This is a genomic window from Leucobacter japonicus, assembly GCF_001273855.1.
In the GTDB taxonomy this organism is placed as follows: Bacteria; Actinomycetota; Actinomycetes; order Actinomycetales; family Microbacteriaceae; genus Leucobacter; species Leucobacter japonicus.
In genome coordinates this window covers 217,680-240,333 of the sequence record NZ_JHBX01000077.1, presented here as the reverse complement: position 1 = coordinate 240,333, position 22,654 = coordinate 217,680, and the positions used below count along the sequence as shown (strand labels likewise).

Below are 22,654 nucleotides of genomic sequence, written 5' to 3'. Positions count from 1 at the left end.
GCTAGACTCTGCCCTATGGCAGGCAGGATTCGGGCGAGCGACGTTGAGGAAGTGAAGCGGCGCACGAATCTCGCGGATCTCGTCGGCGACTACGTCACGCTCAAGAACGCCGGCATCGACTCGATGAAGGGGCTCTGCCCGTTCCACGATGAGCGGAGCCCGAGCTTCCATGTGCGGCCAGCGCTGGGGTATTACCACTGCTTCGGGTGCGGCGAGTCGGGCGACGCGTTCACGTTTGTGCAGCGCATGGACCACCTGACGTTCGCGGAGACCGTCGAGCGCCTGGCCGCACGCATCCACTACGTACTCACCTACGAAGAGGGTGGTTTTCAGCGCGAGGATGGGCCGAATCGGGCGCGTCTGCTCGCGGCGAACCAGTCAGCTGCGGCGTTCTTCGTGGAGCAGCTGCAGAGCGACGAAGCCACGACTGCACGCGAGTTTCTCACGGCCCGAGGGTTCGATGCGGCCGCGTGCGCGCACTTCGGTGTCGGCTATGCCCCGCGAGGGTGGGATGGCATGACGGGGCATCTGCGCGCACAGGGCTACACCCCGCAGGAGCTCGTGCTCTCCGGGCTCGCTTCGGAGGGCCAGCGTGGCGCCTACGATCGTTTCCGCGGCAGGATCGTGTGGCCGATCCGCGATACGAGCGGCCAGACGCTCGGTTTCGGTGCCCGCAAACTCTACGACGACGACAACGGCCCGAAGTACTTGAACACCCCCGAATCTCCCGTCTACCACAAGTCCCAGGTGCTCTACGGGCTCGATCTCGCGAAGAAGGCGATCTCGCGGGGCAAGCGCGCAGTGGTGGTCGAAGGCTACACCGACGTCATGGCCTGTCACCTCGCGGGCATCGAAACCGCCGTCGCGACCTGTGGCACGGCATTCGGCAAAGACCACATCGCGGTACTTCGCCGCATCATGGGCGATGATTCTGCGGCCGAGGTCGTGTTCACCTTCGATCCCGACGAAGCCGGTCAGAAGGCCGCGCTGCGCGCATTCAGCGAAGAAAAGCGGTTCACCGCGCAGACGTACGTCGCGGTCGCTCCGGAAGGTCTCGACCCCTCCGACCTCAGGCAGCATCGCGGGAATGAAGCCGTACGCGAACTGTTCACGCGTAAGGTGCCCCTGTTCGAATTCGCGCTGCGACAGGCGATTGCGCGATTCGACCTGAATAGCGTCGAAGGGCGCGTCTCGGCGCTCCGTGAGGCCGCACCCATCATCGCGGAGATCAAAGACGCCTCGCTTCGGCCCGGGTACACCCGCGAGCTTGCGCGCATGCTCGGTGCGGAACTGGGGGAGGTGCAGCAGGCCGTGCGCGGAGCAGAGCGATCCCCGCGACCGCAGCCGCGCACCGGCGGTGGTACGCAGCAGCGAGGGCAGCAGCGCGGGCAGCAGCGCGGGCAGCAGCGCGGGGCGCCGGCCCGTCAGCGCGTCGCTGCGCAGGCTTCTGGCCCCGGCGACCCGTATGGGGACTCCCTCAGCGATGCGTTCGGGGGAGACGACCCGTACGGCGCTGCCGGCGACCCGTATGCCGGTGGAGCGGGGGCCGCAAGCTCCGAAGCTCAGGCACCACGCCGCGTCGGCGTGTCGACGTTGCGCAATGCCCCGACGACGCGCCTCGAACGCGACGCCATCATTGCGATGCTGCAACAGGGCGAAAGTATCGGCGCGGACCTGCTGCAGCAGGCCGTGACTGCCCAGGTATTCGAACCCGATCTGCGCATCGTGCGCGACGGCCTGGCAACAGGTCTCACGCAGCTCGGCGCACCCGGCTGGCTCGATGCTGTGATCGCAGCGGTTCCCGAGACGCATCACGGGTTGGTGCGTGAGCTCGCAATGGTGCCACTGCCCATTCCGCAGAGCAAAAGCGAACAGCTCGCCGCCTACTCGCGAGACGTCGTGGTCTCACTGCTCGATCGAGACCTCGTTGAGCTGAAGCGTGAACTGCTCGCCCGGCACCAGCGACTCGGTGATTCGAGCGACCCCCGCGCGCGACGCATCCAGGAGCAACTGGTGGCGCTCGAGGCGGCGCGGCGGAGCCTGCGCGATGAATGAGCAACGTGCCGGGAAATTTCCTGGACCGTGCTCGCCCATGCCCTAGGCTTTCGACAGCCGCAGGACGCCGCGAACCCCGGAGGAGTTTCCAGGATGCCCCAGCCCGTAGTCGATGCCGATCCCACGATCCGCGTCTCCGATCTCTCACTCTCGTACCCGGCGCACGCCGGCGGTCGGGAATTCGAAGCGGTCGAGGGCCTGACGTTCGAGGTCGCGCGCGGGAATGTGATCGCACTGCTCGGCGAGAGCGGCTCGGGGAAGTCCACGCTCACCCGGTTTCTCGCGGGCCGGGCGCTTGATGCGAACGAGAAGTCGTCGCGCATCAAGCTGACGGGCGGCGAAGCCACGGTGATGGACGTACCGATGAAACGTCTCGGTCGTCGTGCCAAGGCACGACTCACCGCCCACGTCGGGCACCTCGCGCAAGACGCGGGGGCCACGCTCACGCCCGAACTCAATGTCGGCGACATCCTCTTCGAACCGATCGTCGAGCGCAGCAAGCACTTCGACCGCGAGTCGCTCGGCGAGCGCATCGCGGAGATGATGGACATCGTGGCGATGCCGCTCGCGAAACTCCAGGAGTATCCCTACGAACTCTCGAAAGGTCAGCGTCAGCGCGTCGCGGTGATCCGGTCGCTCATGCTCGACCCGAGCCTGCTGATCGCCGACGAGCCGACCCTGGGCGTCGACGCGAACAATCGACCCAAAATCGTTGAGCTACTGCGCTGGTATCGCGAGCGCACGGGGGCGACGATGCTGCTGATCAGCCACGACATCGGAATGCTGGAAGCGCTGGTGCAGGAGGTGCTCGTGATGCAGCAGGGTCGCTTCGTCGGACGTGGCGACATCAACGAGATCTTCCGAAATGCCGATCACGGCTATGTGCAGCGCCTCGCTCAAGCGTTGCGCGCCACCGCTTACGACGAGATTGCGGACGAATAGCGGCCCGCGAATCGCCCGGGCCGGTTCGATTTGCACTGCTTGTTTCGAGCTTGCTAACCTAATGGGGTTGCAGACGCAATGATCCCCTGTAGCTCAGTTGGCAGAGCGCTTGACTGTTAATCAGGATGTCGCTGGTTCGAGCCCAGCCGGGGGAGCGACCACAGCCCTTACCATTTCGGTAAGGGCTGTTCGCATTTTTCGGGGAGTTGCTTCCCGCTCAACGATGGGATTCGATGATGACCGAAAACCCCAATCTGCACGGACGCGTCATTGCCGTGGCCCCATACGGCGCGCCCAAGATCCACGTGTCCACGTGGGTGGCCCCGGGAGCCGTGGTGGTCGGCAACGTGCAGATCGCAGAAGATTCCAGCATTTGGTACAACGCGGTCGTGCGCGGGGATTCTGATGCCGTACGCATCGGGGCGCGCACGAACATTCAAGACGGCGCCGTGGTGCACACGCAGCGCGGCGACGCGGCCATCATCGGCGATGACGTGTCGGTCGGTCATCTCGCAATGATCCACGGCGCAATCATCGAAGCGGGGTGTCTGATCGGCATGCACGCGACGGTGCTCACGGGTGCCGTCGTCGGAGCCGGGAGCTTGGTCGCCGCGGGGGCCGTCGTGCCGCAGGGCATGGTTGTTCCCCCGAATTCCCTGGTGGTCGGAGTGCCGGGTCGAGTCGTACGGGAATTGAACGCGGGCGATCGCGAATCCGTGCGCCAGAATGCGGCGCGATACCTCGACACCACGGCGCATCATCGAGACGCGACACGCGACGAATAAGCCGCCGTTCGAACACTCGACACGAATGCACTATGCTCAGTGAGGTGCTTCGGCACCATGTGCTGCACGCAGCTCGGGGATGTAGCTCAATGGTAGAGCCTCAGTCTTCCAAACTGATTACGCGGGTTCGATTCCCGTCATCCCCTCCACTTCTCAGGCCCCGCTCCGGCGGGGCCTGTTGCGTTCCGGAGTCTTTTCATACGTATGCGGACACACGGACCTGCATCGGTTGCACTCGTTCAGTTCGTGTTTCGGCTAGACTTGCTCGGGTTGTGCGCGTTCGCGCGCCATCACACGGGACACCCGGGTTCACCGGGGCGTAGCTCAGCTTGGCTAGAGCGCCCGCTTTGGGAGCGGGAGGTCGCAGGTTCGAATCCTGTCGCCCCGACCAGGGTCCGCCGGCCCGAAACCGGCATCCGATCGAAATTCAGATGATGAGAGGCCAAATTGCCGAAGACGACAGCTGAGAAGCTCACTGCCACCCGCGCCAAGCTGAGCGTGGAGGTCACGCTCGACGAGCTGGAGCCGTACCTCAAGCAGGCGTACAAGACCATCTCCGAGCAGGTCTCGATCCCCGGCTTCCGCAAGGGCAAGGTGCCCGCGCCGATCATCGATCAGCGCGTCGGCCGCGAGGCCGTCATCCAGGAGGCCGTCAACGCCTCGCTCGATGACTTCTACCAGTCGGCGATCGCAGAGGCAGAGGAGCGCCCGATGGGTCGCCCCACCGCTGACGTGGCCCAGTGGCCTGACGCGAAGGATCCGAAGAGCACGCTCGAGCTGGTCTTCGAGGTCGAGGTGCGCCCCGAGTTCACGCTGCCGAAGTACGACGGCATCAAGCTCACCGTCGACAACGCAGAGGTCGACGAAGCTGCGATCGAAGACGAGCTGACCAAGCTGCGCGAGCGCTTCGGCACCCTCGTGACCGTGGATCGCCCGGCCAAGTCGGGCGATTTCGTCGAACTCGATCTGACCGCAACCATCGACGGCGTCGAGGTCGATCAGGCAAGCGGAGTCTCGTACGAGATCGGCGCAGGCAACCTGCTCGTCGGCACCGATGAAGCGGTTGAGACGCTCACCGCAGGTGAGACCACCAACTTCACGTCGCAGCTGCTCGGCGGCGAGTACGAAGGTCAGGACGCGGAGGTCGAGCTCACCCTGACCGCCGTCAAGGAGCGCGAGCTCCCCGAGGCCGATGACGAGTTCGCGCAGCTCGCGAGCGAGTTCGACACCATCGCCGAGCTTCGCGACAGCCTCAAGGAGCAGGTCTCGAAGGCCTCGGTCTTCGCTCAGGGCCAGCAGGCACGCGACCTCTTCACCGCCACCCTGATCGAGCAGGCCGGCATTCCCGTGTCTGAAGAACTCGTCGAAGAAGAGGTGCACCGCCACCTCGAGAGCGAAGGCCGCCTCGAAGATGACGAGCACCGCGCTGAGGTGCGCAAGTCGTCTGAAGAGCAGATCCAGTTGCAGCTGCTGCTCGACGCCATCGTCGAGGCCGAGGGTGTCACGCCCACGCAGAACGAGCTCTCGCAGTACATCTTCCAGTCGGCGCAGCAGTACGGCATGGAGCCCACACAGTTCCTCCAGGCCATCAGCCAGGGCAACCAGATGGGTGTCATCCTCGGCGAGGTCACGCGCAACAAGGCACTCGCAGTAGCGCTGGCACAGGCTACCGTCGTCGATCAGGCCGGCAACACCGTCGACCTGAGCGAGTTCACCGCGGTCGATACCGATGACGAGTCGGGCGAATCAGCGGAGAACGCAGACGAGGCCGAAGCAGCTGCAGCACCGGCGAAGAAGAAGCCTGCTGCCAAGAAGCCGGCAGCGAAGAAGGCCGCAGCCGAGCCCGCAGCAGACGATGAGGAAGCCAAGAAGGCTGCCCGCTCGGCCGCCGCGAAGAAGGCCGCCGCAACCCGCGCAGCCAAGAAGGCCGCTGCCGAGGCAGCTGAGGGCGACAAGTAAGTCGAATCGCCTGCTCTCCAACGATCCCCCGTCTCGGTGAGAGACGGGGGATCGTTGCGTCTGCGGAGGTTCTCAGTCGCCGAGCGCCACCATGCGCCCACGGCGAACACGACTCCCTTGCGGCCCGCGAATCGGTACGCTCGAATCAAGCAACAACGAATGGAGCGCCGCATGGCTGAACAGACGCCACCGAACAGTGTGTTCGAGCGACTGCTGAAGGATCGCATCATCTGGCTGGGGTCGGAGGTGCGCGATGACAACGCGAACGAGATCTGCGCGAAGATCCTCCTGCTCGCAGCGGAAGATCCGGAAGCGGACATCTACCTCTACATCAATTCGCCCGGCGGCTCGATCACCGCTGGTATGGCCATCTACGACACGATGTCGTTCGTGCCGAATGACATCGTCACCGTCGGTATCGGTATGGCGGCGTCGATGGGACAGTTCCTGCTCACTGCGGGCACCAAGGGCAAGCGGTACATCACTCCGAACGCGCGCGTGCTCCTGCATCAGCCACACGGCGGCTTCGGCGGCACGGCGAGTGACATTCAGACCCAGGCGCAGCTCATCACCTCGATGAAGAACCGCCTCGCCGAGATCACCGCGGCGCAGACCGGAAAGTCGGTCGAGCAGATCAACGAAGACGGTGACCGCGATCGCTGGTTCACCGCCGATGAGGCGCTCGAGTACGGCTTTATCGATTTCATTCGCGACTCCGCCTCCGACGTCGTCGGCGGCGGCGGCACGAGCAGCAACTGACGAGACGGACAGGAAGAATCGACTCGATGAATACTTCATACGCACCCCAGGCCGGCGGCTCGAGCCTGCAGATGCCTGAATCGCGCTATGTGCTGCCCTCCTTCGAAGAGCGCACCGCATACGGATACAAGCGTCAAGACCCCTACGCCAAGCTCTTCGAGGATCGCATCATCTTCCTCGGGGTGCAGGTCGACGACGCATCCGCCGATGACGTCATGGCACAGTTGCTCGTGCTCGAAAGCCAGGACCCCGAGCGCGACATCACCATGTACATCAACTCGCCGGGCGGTTCGTTCACTGCGATGACGGCCATCTACGACACAATGCAGTACATTCGTCCGCACGTGCAGACGGTGTGCCTGGGCCAAGCGGCGTCGGCTGCGGCGGTGCTGCTCGCCGGCGGTACGCCGGGTAAGCGGCTCGCACTGCCGAACGCACGCGTGCTGATCCACCAGCCGTCGAGCGGCCAGGGCGGTCACGGCCAGGCGTCAGACATCGAGATTCAGGCGCGCGAGATTCTCCGCATGCGCGAGTGGCTCGAGGAGACGCTGTCGAAGCACTCCAAGCGCAGCATCGAAGAGGTGAACCGCGATATCGATCGCGACAAGATCCTCAGCGCACAGGAGGCTTTCGAATACGGCCTCGTCGATCAGGTGCTGACAAGCCGTAAGAATCCGCAACCGGTAATCGCGCAGTAGCATTCCGGAGCCCCGGGGGTGACCCCGGGGCTCCGGCGTGCCGCCCATCAATGTCGGAGGCTCCCGCTAGTCTCGAAGACACCGGATCAGACCGAGTAGGTGAAGGAGCTCCGCATGGCGAAGATCGGCGAAAGCAGCGAGCTGCTGAAGTGCTCCTTCTGCGGCAAGTCGCAGAAGCAAGTGCAGCAGCTTATTGCGGGCCCGCAGATCTACATCTGCGACGAATGCGTCGCGCTCTGCAATGAGATTATTGAAGAGCGGCTCGCCGAGCACCAGGTTCCAGAGACCTCAGACTTCACGCTGCACAAGCCGCGGGAGATCGCCGATTTCCTCAACCAGTACGTCATCGGGCAAGAGCGTGCGAAGCAATCGCTCGCCGTCGCAGTGTACAACCACTACAAGCGAGTACGAGCGATGTCCACACTGGCGAGCGCTGAGGTGGCCTCCGAACAGGTTGAGATCGCGAAGTCGAACATTCTGCTCATCGGCCCGACGGGGTGCGGCAAGACCTATCTGGCTCAGTCGCTCGCTCGGCAGCTCGGCGTGCCCTTCGCTGTCGCCGATGCAACGGCGCTGACCGAGGCCGGGTACGTCGGCGAAGATGTCGAGAACATTCTGTTGAAGCTGCTGCAGGCGGCTGACTTCGATGTGCAGCGTGCTGAGACGGGCATCATCTACATCGATGAGATCGACAAGATCTCGCGCAAAGCGGAGAACCCCTCAATCACCCGAGACGTGTCAGGGGAGGGCGTGCAGCAGGCACTCCTCAAAATTCTCGAGGGCACGGTTGCTTCGATTCCTCCGCAGGGCGGTCGCAAGCATCCGAACCAGGAGTTCATCCAGCTCGATACAACGAATGTACTCTTTATCGTTGCGGGCGCATTCGCCGGGTTGGAAGATATCGTCGGCTCGCGACTCGGCAAGGGCGGCATCGGGTTCGGTGCGCCGGTGTCGAGCAAGCGAAACGACGACCAGCTCTTCTCGCAGGTGCAACCCGAAGACCTGCACAAGTTCGGCCTGATTCCTGAGTTCATCGGCCGCCTTCCGGTCGTGGCGACGGTTGACCCACTCGACGTCGATGCGCTTACCCGCATTCTGACCGAGCCGAAGAACGCGCTCGTGAAGCAGTATCAGCGCATGTTTGAGCTCGACGGAGTGAGTCTTGAATTCGAAGACGCCGCTCTCGAAGCCATCGCTGAACAAGCGGTTGAACGAAAGACCGGCGCGCGTGGCCTCCGGGCCATTCTTGAGGGCATTCTCGGCCCCGTCATGTTCGAGGTGCCGTCAGACGGCGATATCACCAAGGTGATCGTCACTCCGGAGTCAGTCGTGGGTGACGCGGCTCCGCGCATTCTTCAATCGCGCGGCGGCCTCGAGATCGCCTGATTCGGCTCCCCGGCTTAAGATCGTCAGCGGCGCTCCGGCCACGTTCTGGACGCTCCACCGGCCTTGGGCGTCCCGGCTCAGTATCGACATCTCCGTGTTTCCGATGCGTGGAATGTCGTCGATCGGGGCGCTCGTGACGTTCGCCAGCAGGTGTCGGATGAACGATCCATGTGACACGGCAAGCACGCGCTGATCGGGTCGACGCTCAGCGATGTGTTCCAGTGCTTTTCTGGCACGCGTCGCTACGGCTTCAGCGCTCTCCATTTCAGGATACTGTCGATCAGGCCAGCGTTCGAGCGCTTCCCCGGGCGACAACCCCTCAGCGGCGCCGAACGAGCGCTCGACGAGTTCCGCCACCGGCATCACCGGGCCGAGTCCAAGATGCTCTGCCAGTACGTCTCCGGTCATCGACGCGCGCACCAGCGGGCTCGACACCACGGCATCCCACGGTTCCCCCTCGGCGAGTGATCTCGCAAGATCAGACGCCTGCGCACGCCCAGCCGCATTCAACGGAATGTTTGTACGGCCCTGCATACGGCCCGCCAGATTCCAGTCGGTCTGGCCGTGACGAATCAGTGCGAGCCGCACGCGATCAGCCGACGAGTGCCAGTTCGTAGCTCAGCAGGACTGCACCATCCGCATTCGGAATCAGCAGCGCATCGACGCTGAGGCCGGCACCGTCAAGGTGCGCAGAGATACCGTCATCCCCGGTTTCCTCGGAGGTCGACACGGTGAAGCCGCTTTGCGTGATCACGCCCTGCCACAGGGCGTCCGCGCCGGTTCGATTCGGGGCACGCAGCACGACGAACCAGGCGCTCGCCGACCGCTCGCCCGCGTCATCCACCGTCGCCCCTGCAGGCACGACAAATTGGGTCTTGGGGAACGATGCGGGCAACTCGGCCGATTTGCCATCACCTCCGCCAGGAACGCCAATCTCCTCCCAGCTTCCGCTTGCGTCGCCGCCCTTCGCGGTGCTGTCGGCGGTCGCATGGGCGTTTGCGTCGTCAGACGAACCGCCGCTGCTCTGAGACGCACTGTCATCGGAGGCATCGGTATCTGAAGTTGCGCTCGACGATGCGCTCGTCGTCGTGGGATCCGACGAACCGTTCCCCGAAGTGGGTTCGGGGGCGCAGCCGACGAGCGAACCGACCAGCGTCACGCTGGTCGCGAGGAGTACCGTCGCGCGAATAGTCAGTAGTGGTCGTTTCGTCATGCCTGCTCCTCAGCTCAACCAATCGTCGTCATCTGGGTCATCGTCAGACTCCGGTGCCGACCCAGTCGAACTGCCGTGCGGTTCGAGATCTGCTGCGAGCATCGTTCCCGAAGCACCTGGGAGGGCGCCGCTCAGCACCCTCCCGCGAACGTCGAGACCAACGAAGGCGATGTCGTCAAGCACGCAGCGCGGCCGGCCCTCAAGCCAGGTCAGTGTCCAGGAGCCGGCGTTCGGATGTGCCGACTCCTGGCGAGCAATTTCGGCATGCAGCAGCGGGGGCACACTGCGATGTGGGGTCGCCCCCGTCTGCCACCGTGCCCCCAACTGCATGCTTAGGCCTCTACCGGTGCGAGCTGAATGTCGGCGACGACCACGCCCGAGGCGTCGTCGCCGGACGCCACGAGCTGCAGTTCCGCGATGCGGCCAACCGCCGCGAGATCAACTGAGGCGGATTCAAGACGGGGCAGGTCAGCGGCGGGCGCCTGAATGAGGGCGACGGAGACCGGCGTCTTCTGAGAAGCCTTAGCCGCGGTCTTCGCGCCTCGAATGCCGACGAGTGCGCCACCGACGAGGCCGAGCAGCCCGGCATCGGCACCCTCGCCTGCGAGATCGGTCGCTTCTGCGGCCACCGGCCACGCGGCTTGGTGCACCGATCCCTCGCCGAACCATGACCACACCTCTTCGGTCGCGTACGGCAGGAACGGAGCCAGCAGCCGCACGAACACCGAGAGCGAGGTGCGGAGTGCGGTGACCGCCGAGGCCTGAGTCTGGCCGCTGCCGTTGTGCGCGCGCTCCTTCACGAGCTCGAGATAGTCGTCGCAGAACGTCCAGAAGTAGGACTCGGTGAGTTCGAGCGCACGGGCGTGATCGTAATTCTCGAACGCGCGCGTCGCATCATCGATCACGGTAGCGAGCCCGGCGAGCACCGCGCGGTCGAGCGCTTCGGTGACGGTGCCCGCGCCAGACGCATCGAAGCTCAGAGTGAACTTCGCGGCGTTCAGCAGCTTGATGGCCAGGCGTCGACCGATCTTGATCTGCGTCGGGTTCTGCGGGTCGAAGGCCGCGTCGGTGCCGAGTTTCGCCGATGCCGCCCAGTAGCGCACGGCATCTGAGCCGTGCTGGTCGAGCATGCCCGCGGGGGTCACGACGTTGCCCTTCGACTTCGACATCTTCTTGCGGTCGGGGTCGAGGATCCAGCCCGAGATGCCCGCGTGCTGCCAGGGGAGCTGACCGCTTTCGAGTTCCGAGCGCAGCAGCGTCGAGAAGAGCCACGTGCGGATGATGTCCTGGCCCTGCGGGCGGATGCTGAAGGGGAAGACGAGATCGAAGAGTTCGGGATCGCGCTCCCACCCGCCCGCAAGCTGCGGGGTGAGCGACGACGTCGCCCACGTGTCCATCACGTCGACCTCGCCCTGGAAGCCACCCGCGACGCCGCGCTGATCGGCGGTGTAGCCCGCAGGCACATCACTCGATGGGTCCACCGGAAGCTGCTCGACGGAGGGAAGAATCGGCTGATCGAAGACGGGGTTGCCTTCGGCATCGAGCGGATACCAGACCGGGATCGGCACGCCGAAGAAGCGCTGGCGCGAGATGAGCCAGTCGCCAGACAGGCCCTCGACCCAGTTCTCGTAGCGCACGCGCATGAAGTCGGGGTGCCACGACAGCTCACGGCCGTGTGCCAGCAGCCGCTCGCGCAGGGACTCATCGCGCGCGCCGTTGACGATGTACCACTGACGGGTCGAGACGATCTCGAGCGGCTTGTCGCCCTTCTCGAAGAACTTCACGGGGTGCGTGATCTTGCGGATGTCGCCGACGAGCTCGCCCGACGCCTGCAGCGCCTCGACGACCGTCTGCTTCGCACTGAAGACGGTCTTGCCCGCGATGTCCGCGTAGGCGGCGAGACCGGCCTCGCTGGTGATCGCATCGGGGGCCTCGGCGATGACGCGCCCGTCGAAGCCAAGAATTGCGCGGTTCGGCAGACTCAGCTCACGCCACCAGATCACGTCGGTCACGTCGCCGAAGGTGCAGATCATGGCGATGCCGGTGCCCTTGTCTTGCTGCGCGAGGTGATGCGCGACAATCGGAACCTCGACGTCGAACAGCGGGGTGCGCACGGTGCTGCCGAACAGTGGCTGGTAGCGCTCGTCATCGGGGTGCGCGACGAGCGCGACGCACGCGGCGAGAAGCTCGGGGCGGGTCGTGTCGATGAGGATGTCGCCCGATCCGTCTGACTTGTGGAACGCCAGGGTGTGGTAGGCGCTCGGCTGATCGCGATCTTCGAGCTCAGCCTGCGCGACCGCGGTGCGGAACGTGACGTCCCACAGCGTCGGCGCTTGAGCCTGATACGCCTCGCCGCGCTCGACGTTGCGGATGAACGCGAGCTGCGAGGCGCGCAGCGACTCGGGTCCGATGGTGCGGTAGCTCTGCTTCCAGTCCACCGACAGGCCGAGGGTGCGCCACAGGGCTTCGAACTGCTGCTCGTCTTCCTCGGTCAGGCGTTCGCACAGCTCGATGAAGTTGCGGCGCGAGATCGGCTGCTGATCCGCCGCCTTGATGCTCTTGCCGTCGCCGCCCTCGTGCGGAGGCACGAATCCTTCGACGTAGGGGAGCGTCGGATCGCAGCGTACGCCGTAGTAGTTCTGCACACGGCGCTCGGTGGGCAGACCGTTGTCGTCCCAGCCCATCGGGTAGAAGACGTCTTTACCCTGCATGCGCTGATAGCGCGCGACGGTGTCGGTGTGGGTGTATGAGAAGACGTGCCCGACGTGCAGCGAACCAGAGGCGGTGGGCGGCGGCGTATCGATGCTGTAGACGTTCTCACGCGTCGCGCGCTCACGCGGGAAGGCGTATGTGCCCTGCTGCTCCCAGACCGGACCCCACTTCGCTTCGAGGCCTTCGAGTGCTGGCTTGTCGGGAATCGCGCTCATGCGTGGGGCTCCGCTTCTCGATCCCGTGACGTCGCGGGATCGGGGTTCGATGTGGACGGCACCGCGTGATCGTGCGGCAGATTTCGCTGCACTGGTGCCTGATGGTGTGGCATCCAGCTTACCCGGAGTCACTGAGCGCGGAGCGGCACCCCGAGCAGTGTTTCATTCAGTGCCGGGTCGCCTCCCGGCTCGGGTTCGGTGAGGTACTGCTCCCAGGAGATATCGCCGGCCGTCTCGCCCGCAGCGGCGATCCATTCGTGCAGACGCTGATATCCCGGGCCGATACCGGAGTAGTCGCCACGCACGAGCAGCGTTGCCGTGCGCGCAGCGGGGATCGTTTCCGACGACACCGCAGCATCATCCGGGTCGCCGAGCTCCGCGAGCGCGCACGCGATCGGCACGGCAACTGACAGGTCAAGGCCGGCCGCCGTCGGGTTGCCGTGCACGACCGCCATCGGGGGAGCGGCGGGGGCGCCCCCAAGTCGCTCGAGCGCGCCGAAGAGCGTCGGGTACGCACGATCGTAGAACGACGGCAACTGATCGAACGGAACGGTCTCGCGCACCACGATGAGGTGGGTGAGCGGTAGTTCACGGATCTCTGGCTGGGGTGCTGCTGCAGGGGACGTGCTCATCGGGTGCCTCCTCGGTGCCGTTCGGGCCGGATCCGCCCGCCGTTTCGATCCTAAACGCCGCGCGCGGACCGACCCCGGGGAGCTTCCCGTGAGTCGGCCCGCGCGCGGCGTACCGAAAGCCTCGCTCAGCTGGCGATCAATCCGGGGTAGGCGTCGCCGTACTCCTCGAGCCACGCGTCCACGGCGCCCTCGGGGTCGTTCTTGTACTCGTCGCCGGTCACGAGCCCCTCGAGTGCGCCGTAGGCCTCGTCGTCGAGCTTGATCTTCGCGATGTAGTCGGCCACCTCGGGCATCTCCTCCGAGAAGCCCTGCTTCGCGAGGAAGTGCAGCGACTCCGGGTCGCCCATCGCACCCTTGGGGTCGGCAAGATCCTTCATGGGGAAGGCGTCGTTCGCCCAGAAGGGGCGCCACAGGGTTACCACGACATCTTCCTGGCTCTTGATCTTGTCCTGCAGCGTCGCAAGCATCGTGGCGGTCGACGAGGTCACGAGCTCGTAGTCCGAGTCGAGGCCATACTCCGGCATCGCCACTTCCTGCGTCTGCTTCGTCAGGCCCGCACCGGGCTCGATGCCGATGATCTGACCGTCGAAGCGCTTTGCGTCGCCCGCAAGATCTTCGATCGAATCGATGTCGACGTAGTCGGGCACCGCCATCGTGAGCACCGCGCCGTCGTAGTAGGCGCCGAGGTCTTCGATGTCGCTCGAGTACTGCTCCATGTACGACGCGTGGGTCACCTCGGGCCAGGCGGAGGGGTAGATGTCGAAGTCGCCGCCGGCGAGTCCCGCGTAGAGCACGCCTGCCTCGGTCAGCTCGTCCATCTCGACCGTGTAGCCCATCTTGCCGAGCTGGTCTTCGAGCAGGTAGGCCGTGCTCAACCCGTCGGTCCAGGCCGGCAGGTATCCGAGCTTGACGGTGCCCTTGTCGTCGCCATCGGCCGATCCGCCGTCGCTCGAGCACCCCGCGAGTGCCAGGGAGGCCGCGGCGCCGAGGGCAATGACTCCGGCAATTGTTCGTTTCTTCTGCATCGTGCGTCCTTTCGTGCGGCGCACCGGGGTGCGCCAAATGGGAAGAGAGATGTGGTTAGGCGGCCTTCGCCACGGTCTGCTTGCGTGCGGCATCACGTCGGCGGCGCAGCGTGCCCAGCACGGAGCGGGGGTAGTCGCCGGGGTTGCCGAGGGCCGCCGTGACACGGTCGAGGAAGACGGCGAGGATCACGACCCCGAGGCCGGCTTCGACGCCCTTGGCGGTGTCGAGCGTCGAGATCGCTGCCACCACCTCCTTGCCGAGGCCGTTGGCGCCGGTGATGCCGGCGACGACTGCCATGGAGAGCGCCAGCATGATGACCTGGTTGATGCCGGCCATGATGGTGGGCGTTGCGAGGGGGAGCTGGATGCCGCGGAGGATCTTGCCGGGAGCCGCACCGAAGGCGTATCCGGCCTCGACGGTCTCGGAATCGACGCTCCGGATGCCGAGCTCGGTGAACCGCACACCCGGCGCCACCGAGAACAGCACGGTGGCGAACACGCCCGGCACGAAGCCGACGGTGAAGAACGTCACTGCGGGAATCAGGTACACGAAGGCCGGCATCGTCTGCATAAAGTCGAGCACCGGCTTCAACACGGCACTGAAGGTGTCGTTTCGCGCCGCCGCGATGCCGAGCGGCACCGCGATGACGATGGCGATCGCAGCGGCGATCAGTACGAGTGCGAGCGTGAGCATCGCGTTCTCCCACTGATCCATGGCGACGATGAGCAGCATCGTCACCAGCGTGCCGACCGCGAGCTGCCACGATCGCACGACCCAACCGATGAGGGCGAACACGACGATGAGCACGATGGCAGGCACGGAGGTGAGACCGTCGGCGAGGCCCTCGACCAAGAACTTGACGATAATCGTGATGACATCGAGCAGCCCGTCGAAGGTGTCCTTGATCCAGTCGAGGGCCGAGGCGACCCAGTCGCCGAGCGGAATGCGGAACCCGTCCATCAGCGCACCTCCTCAGTTCCGAAGGCGAGATCTTCGGCGGCATCGGCCTCCGAGGTCTCGCCGAGCGTTGCGGTAATCATGTCGGCGGGAATCGTCGGCGTCGGTTCGATGACCGGAATCTCCGTCGTGACGGCGGGGAGGTCGGTGAGCGCTGCGAGCAGCGTGACGCGAGGCACCACGCCGATGAGGCGATCCTCATCGTCGGTGACGGCGACCGGGAGCGGGCTTTCGACCGCGAGCTCGAAGAGTTCGGAGATCAACTGCTCACGCTTCACGATCGACGGCGTCGGGCGCAGTCGTTCGGTGATGTCGGTGCCGCCCTCGCGCACCTGACGGAGCACGTCCTTGTCGCGCACGACACCGAGCAGCTTCCGCGACCCGGTGGTGACGAAGCAGGCGGACGTCTGCAGATCTCGCATGGTGCGCAGCGCCGTCCGCGGTCCGGCGCTCGCCGGCACCACGGCGCGCGGCGGTTCCATGACGTCGCCGGCGGTCAGCACGCGAGCGCGGTCGACGTCTTGCACGAACTGGGCGACGTAGTCGTTCGCCGGATCGGTCAGGATGTCATTGGGGGTGCCCACCTGCACGATCCGGCCGTCGCGCATTACGGCAATCCGGTCGCCGAGGAACATCGCCTCGTTGAGGTCGTGCGTGATGAAGACGATCGTCTTGTTCAGCTCTTGCTGCAGCTCAACCAACTGCTCCTGCATCTCGCGTCGGATGAGCGGGTCGAGTGCCGAGAAGGCCTCGTCCATGAGCAAGATGTCGGTGTCTGCGGCGAAGGCGCGGGCGATGCCGACGCGCTGCTGCATCCCGCCTGAGAGCTCTCCGGGGAGGCGATCCTCCCAGCCCGAGAGTCCGACGCGCTCCAACCAACCGCCTGCGCGTTCGCGGCGCTCGGCCAGGCCGACGCCCTGCAACTCGAGCCCGTACGCGACATTGTCGAGCACGGTGCGGTGCGGCAACAGGGCAAAGTGCTGGAAGACCATGGACATCCGGTCGCGGCGGAGCTCGCGCAGATCAGATCCACTGAGGCCGACGACCTCGTTCCCGAATACGGTGATCGACCCGTCGGTCGTCTCATTCAGACCGTTCAGCATGCGAATCAAGGTCGACTTTCCTGAACCGGAAAGCCCCATCACGACAAAAATCTCGCCCTGGGTCACGGTGAAACTGGCGTCGATGACCGCTGCGGTTCCCTGCGCGCGAACCTCGTCGCGCGTCGCGCCTTTCCGGAGGCGCTTCACCACTTCCTTCGGGCGGCGCCCAAACACCTTGTACGCATGTGACACCTCGATTGCGGGTGATGCGGTTGTACTGGTCACTCTCAACTCCTCGTTTCGTGGCACGACGAAATCGGAGGCACGCCAGATACAGCGACGGGAACGCGGCAGTTTCAGCGCGCGTCTCGCCCGGCGGCCTCACGATTGGCCAGTTGTCTATTGCGGAGACGGAGCCGCCCGTGACACTCCGACGCATCGGGTACCGAATCTCGGCAGAATTTCCCCGGCGCGATTTCGGAGGTCTGGCACGCGGCCGGCCTCAACGCTGCTTCGACGCTAACAACGTGTTGCACGGATGTGCAAGGCGTGGAGGGCAGAAACACGCCCGGGATACCGAGTTATATATGAATTGATCGGGGATTTTGCGTAAACCGCATCGTTACCTCTTCGTGACCAAATGGGCGATCTCGGCTCGGCTGGCGGCGTATTACGCGGCGTCCCGGCCCGCGCGCAGCTCACGACAATGCGTACAGGGGAGACGCTTCCCGCTGAGGTAGACTCTCTCTATCGACTGCGATCCGGCCATCACCGGGGAGTCTTCGGAAGAACCGCCACCTGGGTTCCGGGAAACCGGAATGCGCTCGGCACAGTAGAACCGAACGGTCACGGCCCGTCATCGCCGAATGAAGCGGTTACCGCGACGCCCGGCACCGGGCGAGTGGTGGCAAGCGGGGTGGTACCGCGGGAGACGGATCGCGATCCGGAGCTCGTCCCGGCAACAGGAGTAACGACCGACGCCGGAATCGAGAAGGACCCATGCCGTATCCTCAGCAGCCCACGGGAACCCCGTCAGACCACGCCGCACCCTCGTCGCCCGCAGCCGGCGCAGCATTCGGTGTTTCGCCTTCACCCCGATTCCCCGAGATCGAACAGCGTGTGCTCGACTTCTGGTCGGCCAACGACACATTCGCGGAATCGATCCGCCAGCGCGAGCACGCCGAAGAGTGGGTATTCAACGACGGCCCGCCCTTCGCAAACGGCCTGCCGCACTACGGCCACCTGCTGACCGGTTACGCCAAAGACGTCTTCCCGCGGTTCCAGACCATGCTCGGAAAGAAGGTCGAGCGCCGCTTCGGGTGGGATACCCATGGTCTTCCCGCAGAACTCGAGGCGATGAAGCAGCTCGGCATCACCGAGAAGTCCGAGATCGAAGAGATGGGCGTCGCGGCGTTCAATGGCAAGGCTCGTGAATCGGTGCTGCAGTACACCCGCGAGTGGGAGGACTACGTCACCCGTCAAGCGCGCTGGGTCGACTTCGAGCACGGGTACAAGACGCTCGATCTGACGTACATGGAGAGCGTCATCTGGGCGTTCAAGCGACTGTACGATCAGGGTCTCGCCTACGAGGGCTCGCGGATTCTGCCGTACTGCTGGCGCGACGAGACCCCGCTGTCGAACCACGAACTGCGCATGGACGACGACGTCTACCAGATGCGCCAGGATCCCTCCGTGACGGTTGCGTTCCCCTTCATCGGGGAGCGCGCAGCGGAGCTCGACCTCACCGGCGTGCGCGCCCTCGCATGGACCACGACGCCGTGGACGCTTCCCACGAACGCGGCGCTCGCGGTCGGACCGGCCATCGCCTACGCGGTGGTGCCCGCGGGCCCCGCGGGTGCGGGCGACGGCGCCGACGCGACAGCCGCGTACCTGCTGGCCGAAGATCTGGTCGGCGCGCACGCCAAGGATCTCGGCTACGACTCGGCCGACGCCGCGGTCGCCGCGGTCTCGCGCGTGATCGCTGGGTCCGAACTGAGCGGGGTCCGCTACGAGCCGCTCTTCGACTACTTTTCCGATGTCGAGACGTGGGGCACCGAGCGCTGCTGGCAGGTGCTCGCCGACGACTACGTGTCGACCACCGACGGCACGGGCATCGTGCACCAGTCGCCGGCCTACGGCGAAGACGACTACCGCATCACCACGGCGGCCGGCATGCCGACCATCGTGAGCGTCGACGCGGGTGGCCGGTTCATTGCTGCCGTGACCGACGTCGCCGGTGAACTCTGGATGGATGCGAACCGCCCCCTGATTCGTCTCGTGCGCGAGCGGGGGCGCCTGCTGCGCGAGCAGAGCTACGAGCACTCGTACCCGCACTGCTGGCGCTGCCGCAATCCGCTGATCTACAAGGCGGTCTCCAGCTGGTTCGTGCGCGTCACGGACATCAAGGAGCGCATGCTCGAGACCAACGAGCAGATCACCTGGGTCCCTGAGAACGTGAAGCACGGTCAGTTCGGGAAGTGGCTCGAGGGCGCGCGCGACTGGTCGATCAGCCGCAACCGCTACTGGGGCAGCCCCATCCCGGTGTGGAAGAGCGACGACCCCGAGTACCCGCGCGTCGACGTCTACGGCTCAGTTGCCGAGATCGAGGCGGACTTCGGCGAGCTGCCGCGGAACGCGGACGGTGAGGTTGACCTCCACCGCCCGTACGTCGACGAACTCACGCGACCGAACCCCGATGATCCGACCGGCCGATCGACGATGCGCCGCATCGAAGACGTGCTCGATGTCTGGTTCGACTCCGCATCGATGCCGTTCGCGCAGGCCCACTATCCGTTCGAGAACCAGGAGTGGTTCGAGACGCACCAGCCGGCCGACTTCATCGTCGAGTACATCGGGCAGACCCGCGGCTGGTTCTACGTGCAGCATGTGCTCGCGACCGCGCTCTTCGATCGCCCGGCATTCACCAACGTCATCAGCCACGGCATCGTGCTCGGCTCCGACGGCAACAAGATGTCGAAGTCGCTGCGCAATTACCCCGACGTGAACGAGGTCTTCGACCGCGACGGCTCCGACGCGATGCGCTGGTTCCTGATGGCGTCGCCCGTGGTTCGCGGCGGCAACCTCGTCGTCACCGAGGAGGGCATCCGTGAGGGCGTGCGGCAGTTCATCCTGCCGCTGTGGAGCACCTGGTACTTCTTCTCGCTGTACGCGAATGCCGACGGGCTCACGGCCGAACGACGCACCGATTCGACCGACCCGCTCGATCGGTACATCCTCGCGAAGACGGGGCGCCTCATCCGCGATGTGCAGTCCCACCTCGAAGGGCTCGACACCACTTCGGCCGCTGAAGCGCTGCGCGCCTATGCGGAAGTGCTCACCAACTGGTACGTGCGGCGATCGCGCGACCGGTTCTGGGAAGGCGTCGCGGGCGACAACGGCAAGCCCGAGAACCAGCAGGCCTTCGACACGCTGTACACCGTGCTCGAAACGGTGGCGCGCGTCGCCGCCCCGCTTGCTCCGCTCGTCACCGAAGAGCTGTGGCGCGGCCTGACCGGGGGCCGATCCGTGCACCTCGCCGACTGGCCCGATGCCGCGGAGTTCCCGGGCGACGACGAGCTCGTCGACGCGATGGACGAGGTGCGCCAGATCACGTCGCAGGCGCTCGCCCTCCGAAAGAGCCGCGGCCTGCGCGTGCGCCTGCCGCTCGCAGAATTGACCGTCGTCGCGGAGCACCCCGGCGCGATCGAACCGTTCGCGGGCATCCTCCGTGAAGAGCTCAACGTGAAGTCCGTGCGTCTCGTGCAGCAGACCGACACGAGTGCGGACGAGCACGGCATCGTGCAGACGCTCGCCGTGAACGCCCGTGCGGCCGGCCCGCGACTCGGCAAGCAGGTGCAGCAGGCCATCAAGGCGGCGAAGACCGGTGATTGGAGTGAGACCGACGGCGTGGTGATCGCGGGCGGTATCGCACTCGAACCGCACGAGTACGAGCTCACCCTGCGCGCGGGTTCCGGAGACGCCGCCGATGGCGGACCGGCCCTGACGCTGCTGCCCGGTGGCGGTTTCGCGATCCTCGACACCGTGCTCACGACGGAACTCGAGGCCGAGGGCATCGCGCGCGATGCGATCCGCGCCGTCCAAGAGGCACGAAAGAACGCGGGCCTCGATGTCAGCGACCGGATCGTGCTCGCGATCAACGCCGAGCCTGCGCACGTCGAGGCGCTGGAGGCGCACGCCGCTCTCATCGCCGCCGAGACGCTCGCCGAGGGGTTCGCGGTGCAGGAGGCGATCGGGATCGACGCGATCGTCGACGATCTCGTCTCGCCGGGTGGCGGGGTGCACGTGTCGGGAGCCCGCGCCATCGGTGCTGAGAAGGCTCCGATCGTCATCACAATCGACGCCACCGAGTCCGCTTCGACGCAGGGAGGTGCCGCGTGACCGGTCCGGCGGAACGCGTCTACGCTGAACTCCTCGAGCGCGTCGGCGAGGCGAACCCGCGCCCACGCATCGAGCCGGTGCGCCGACTCGCCGAGCTCGCGGGATCGCCCCAGCTCTCGTACCCGGTGATCCAGGTGGCGGGCACGAACGGCAAGACGTCGACGAGTCGGGCCATCGCCTCGCTCATGCAGGCGCACGGGCTCCGCACGGGGCTGTTCACCAGCCCGCACCTCGTCGAGTTCACCGAGCGGTTCCAGCTCGATGGAGAGCCGATTGACGGCTCCGTGCTCGCGGGAGCGTGGGACGAGCTGAAGCTGCCCCTCGAGGTGGTCGATGCCGAGCTCGTCGCGGCCGGGCACGGCCCGATTACGTTCTTCGAGGCGCTCGCGGTACTCGCGTTCGCGGCGTTCGCCGACGCACCCGTTGATGTCGCCGTGATCGAGGTCGGCATGGGTGGCGAGTGGGACGCGACGAACATCGTCGAAGCCCAGGTCGCCGTGTTCACGCCGATCGGCCTCGACCACACCGCGATCCTCGGCACAGATGTCGAGACGATCGCGCGCACGAAGGCCGGAATCATCAAGGACGGCTCCACGGTGGTAACCGCCGAGCAAGACGTCGACGCGCTCGCCGAGCTCGAAGACGCGGCTGCCCGACACGGCGCGCGACTGTACATGCAGGGCCGCGACTTCGCGCTTGCCGACGATCGCCTCGCAGTCGGCGGGCGCCAGATCGATGTCGTCGGGCTCTCGGGCCTCGCCTACGATCCGATCTTCGTACCGCTGTTCGGCCACCATCAGGCTGAGAACGCAGCGCTCGCGATCGCCGCGGCCGAGGCGTTCTTCGGTGCGGATCGCCCGCTGCCGACCGAGGTCGTCGACGACGGCTTCGGAGCCTTGACGTCACCGGGTCGACTCCAGCTCATCGGAACCGAGCCGATCGTGTACGTCGACGCGGCGCACAATCCGCACGGTGCCGCCGCGCTCGTCACGGCCGTCACCGAGTCGTTCTCGTTCGAAGAGCTCGCGCTCGTCGTGGGCGTCCTCGCCGAGAAAGATGCCACCGGGCTGCTCTCGACGCTGGCGCCGATTGCGCACCGCGTCACCGTGACCCCCGTCGACTCGCCGCGCAGCACGAGCGGCGATGAGCTGCGCGAGCTCGCGGAGGAGGAGCTTCCCGGCACGCCGATCGAGGTCGCCGAGTCGCTCCCCGAGGCACTGGATGAGGCACGCGCCTGGGCGGCACGCGCCGACGGTCGCGCTGTGCTCGTCGTGGGCAGCGTGCTCCTCGCCGGCGAAGCCATCGCGTTCGCGCGTGCCGAGGGCTGGGGGATTGCATGAGCGGCACGCAGCCCGAGCACGACGGGCCGGGAACGGGCGGGCAGGATCCCGAACTGCAGTTGTCTCCGTCCGAGACCGCGGCCCACAACTCCGCCATGCGCATTGCCGGCGCCCGGCGCGGCCCGGCATCCACCCAGAAGGCACTGGCCTCCGTGGTGCTCGGCTTCGAGCTGTTCATCGTGGTGCTGATCGGCCTCACGCTGTTCGGGCTCGCGACGCTCGAGCCGCGCGAGCTCGGCCTGTATCTGGGCGGCGGGCTCGCGGTCGTGATTCTTGTTGGCCTTGCCGGAATGCGTCGCGGCCGCTTCGGCATCATCACCGGGTGGGTGCTGCACGCGCTCATGCTGCTCACCGCGATCATTCTGCCCATGGCGCTCATCGTCGGCGTACTCTTCACCGCGCTCTGGATCTACTGCATGGTGCGCGGTGCCCGCATCGACCGCGACCGCGCCGCGTGGCTGGCGGCACAGGGCGACACCGCCTGAATTCGCTACACTCGGTGCTCGGGCCACCCGCCCGAGCACTTCCCGATCA

At 65.8% G+C, this 22,654-nt stretch carries 17 protein-coding genes and 3 tRNA genes; 13 read left to right on the top strand and 7 right to left on the bottom strand.

What is annotated here, in order from left to right; translation table 11 throughout:
* Positions 1-15 precede the first annotated feature (15 nt).
* The 10 genes from dnaG (at position 16) to clpX (ending at position 8,584) form a co-directional block, all read left to right on the top strand.
* Entirely contained in the window at positions 16-2,055 is a 2,040-nt protein-coding gene (dnaG, locus tag AMS67_RS02265) for a DNA primase (RefSeq protein WP_053385896.1), read from the top strand.
* Positions 2,056-2,148: 93 nt separating this feature from the next.
* Positions 2,149-2,997 (top strand): ABC transporter ATP-binding protein, encoded by an 849-nt coding sequence (locus tag AMS67_RS02260; RefSeq protein WP_053385895.1) that lies wholly within the window; start codon positions 2,149-2,151, stop codon positions 2,995-2,997.
* A gap of 82 nt (positions 2,998-3,079) precedes the next feature.
* Positions 3,080-3,152 (top strand) — tRNA-Asn (locus tag AMS67_RS02255).
* A gap of 81 nt (positions 3,153-3,233) precedes the next feature.
* Entirely contained in the window at positions 3,234-3,782 is a 549-nt protein-coding gene (locus AMS67_RS02250) for a gamma carbonic anhydrase family protein (RefSeq protein WP_053385926.1), read from the top strand.
* 75 nt (positions 3,783-3,857) lie between these two features.
* Positions 3,858-3,931, top strand: a tRNA-Gly gene (locus AMS67_RS02245).
* Positions 3,932-4,095: 164 nt separating this feature from the next.
* Positions 4,096-4,173 (top strand) — tRNA-Pro (locus AMS67_RS02240).
* Between the two features lie 56 nt (positions 4,174-4,229).
* Positions 4,230-5,741, top strand: a complete 1,512-nt coding sequence (tig, locus tag AMS67_RS02235; RefSeq protein WP_053385894.1) for a trigger factor — start codon at positions 4,230-4,232, stop codon at positions 5,739-5,741.
* 144 nt (positions 5,742-5,885) lie between these two features.
* Positions 5,886-6,500 carry an ATP-dependent Clp protease proteolytic subunit gene (locus AMS67_RS02230; RefSeq protein ID WP_275575617.1) on the top strand — a complete coding sequence of 205 codons (615 nt, stop codon included), beginning with the start codon at positions 5,886-5,888 and terminating at the stop codon, positions 6,498-6,500.
* 26 nt (positions 6,501-6,526) lie between these two features.
* A complete protein-coding gene (locus AMS67_RS02225) occupies positions 6,527-7,198 on the top strand; it encodes an ATP-dependent Clp protease proteolytic subunit (protein WP_053385893.1) in 672 nt (223 codons plus the stop codon).
* 114 nt (positions 7,199-7,312) lie between these two features.
* Entirely contained in the window at positions 7,313-8,584 is a 1,272-nt protein-coding gene (gene clpX / locus AMS67_RS02220) for an ATP-dependent Clp protease ATP-binding subunit ClpX (protein WP_053385892.1), read from the top strand.
* Here the strand turns inward: clpX and AMS67_RS02215 are convergent.
* The 7 genes from AMS67_RS02215 to AMS67_RS02180 all read right to left on the bottom strand — a co-directional run bounded on the left by AMS67_RS02215 (position 8,522) and on the right by AMS67_RS02180 (position 16,673).
* Positions 8,522-9,172, bottom strand: coding sequence for a histidine phosphatase family protein (locus AMS67_RS02215; protein ID WP_053385891.1), 651 nt, complete (start codon positions 9,170-9,172; stop codon positions 8,522-8,524). The two genes, clpX and AMS67_RS02215, sit on opposite strands and share 63 nt — an antisense overlap.
* A 4-nt stretch (positions 9,173-9,176) precedes the next feature.
* Positions 9,177-9,797: a hypothetical protein gene (locus tag AMS67_RS02210; RefSeq protein ID WP_053385890.1), complete on the bottom strand. Its 621-nt coding sequence runs from the start codon at positions 9,795-9,797 to the stop codon at positions 9,177-9,179.
* 332 nt (positions 9,798-10,129) lie between these two features.
* Positions 10,130-12,724: a valine--tRNA ligase gene (valS, locus tag AMS67_RS02200; protein ID WP_053385888.1), complete on the bottom strand. Its 2,595-nt coding sequence runs from the start codon at positions 12,722-12,724 to the stop codon at positions 10,130-10,132.
* A gap of 128 nt (positions 12,725-12,852) precedes the next feature.
* Positions 12,853-13,356, bottom strand: a complete 504-nt coding sequence (locus AMS67_RS02195) for a GyrI-like domain-containing protein (protein ID WP_053385887.1) — start codon at positions 13,354-13,356, stop codon at positions 12,853-12,855.
* 125 nt (positions 13,357-13,481) lie between these two features.
* Positions 13,482-14,381 carry a glycine betaine ABC transporter substrate-binding protein gene (locus tag AMS67_RS02190; protein ID WP_053385886.1) on the bottom strand — a complete coding sequence of 300 codons (900 nt, stop codon included), beginning with the start codon at positions 14,379-14,381 and terminating at the stop codon, positions 13,482-13,484.
* Between the two features lie 55 nt (positions 14,382-14,436).
* Positions 14,437-15,342, bottom strand: a complete 906-nt coding sequence (locus AMS67_RS02185) for an ABC transporter permease (protein WP_053385885.1) — start codon at positions 15,340-15,342, stop codon at positions 14,437-14,439.
* Positions 15,342-16,673, bottom strand: coding sequence for a quaternary amine ABC transporter ATP-binding protein (locus tag AMS67_RS02180; protein ID WP_370726578.1), 1,332 nt, complete (start codon positions 16,671-16,673; stop codon positions 15,342-15,344). Before AMS67_RS02180 ends, AMS67_RS02185 begins: the two co-directional genes overlap by 1 nt.
* Before the next feature lie 708 nt (positions 16,674-17,381).
* Here AMS67_RS02180 and ileS point away from each other — a divergent pair.
* Genes ileS through AMS67_RS02165 form a run of 3 tightly spaced genes read left to right on the top strand, consistent with a single transcriptional unit; the run spans position 17,382 to position 22,605 of the window.
* Positions 17,382-20,780: an isoleucine--tRNA ligase gene (gene ileS / locus AMS67_RS02175; protein ID WP_053385883.1), complete on the top strand. Its 3,399-nt coding sequence runs from the start codon at positions 17,382-17,384 to the stop codon at positions 20,778-20,780.
* Complete coding sequence (locus AMS67_RS02170) at positions 20,777-22,120, top strand: bifunctional folylpolyglutamate synthase/dihydrofolate synthase (protein WP_053385882.1); 1,344 nt, start codon at positions 20,777-20,779, stop codon at positions 22,118-22,120. Before ileS ends, AMS67_RS02170 begins: the two co-directional genes overlap by 4 nt.
* Positions 22,117-22,605, top strand: coding sequence for a DUF4233 domain-containing protein (locus tag AMS67_RS02165; RefSeq protein WP_082305224.1), 489 nt, complete (start codon positions 22,117-22,119; stop codon positions 22,603-22,605). Before AMS67_RS02170 ends, AMS67_RS02165 begins: the two co-directional genes overlap by 4 nt.
* Positions 22,606-22,654 lie beyond the last annotated feature (49 nt).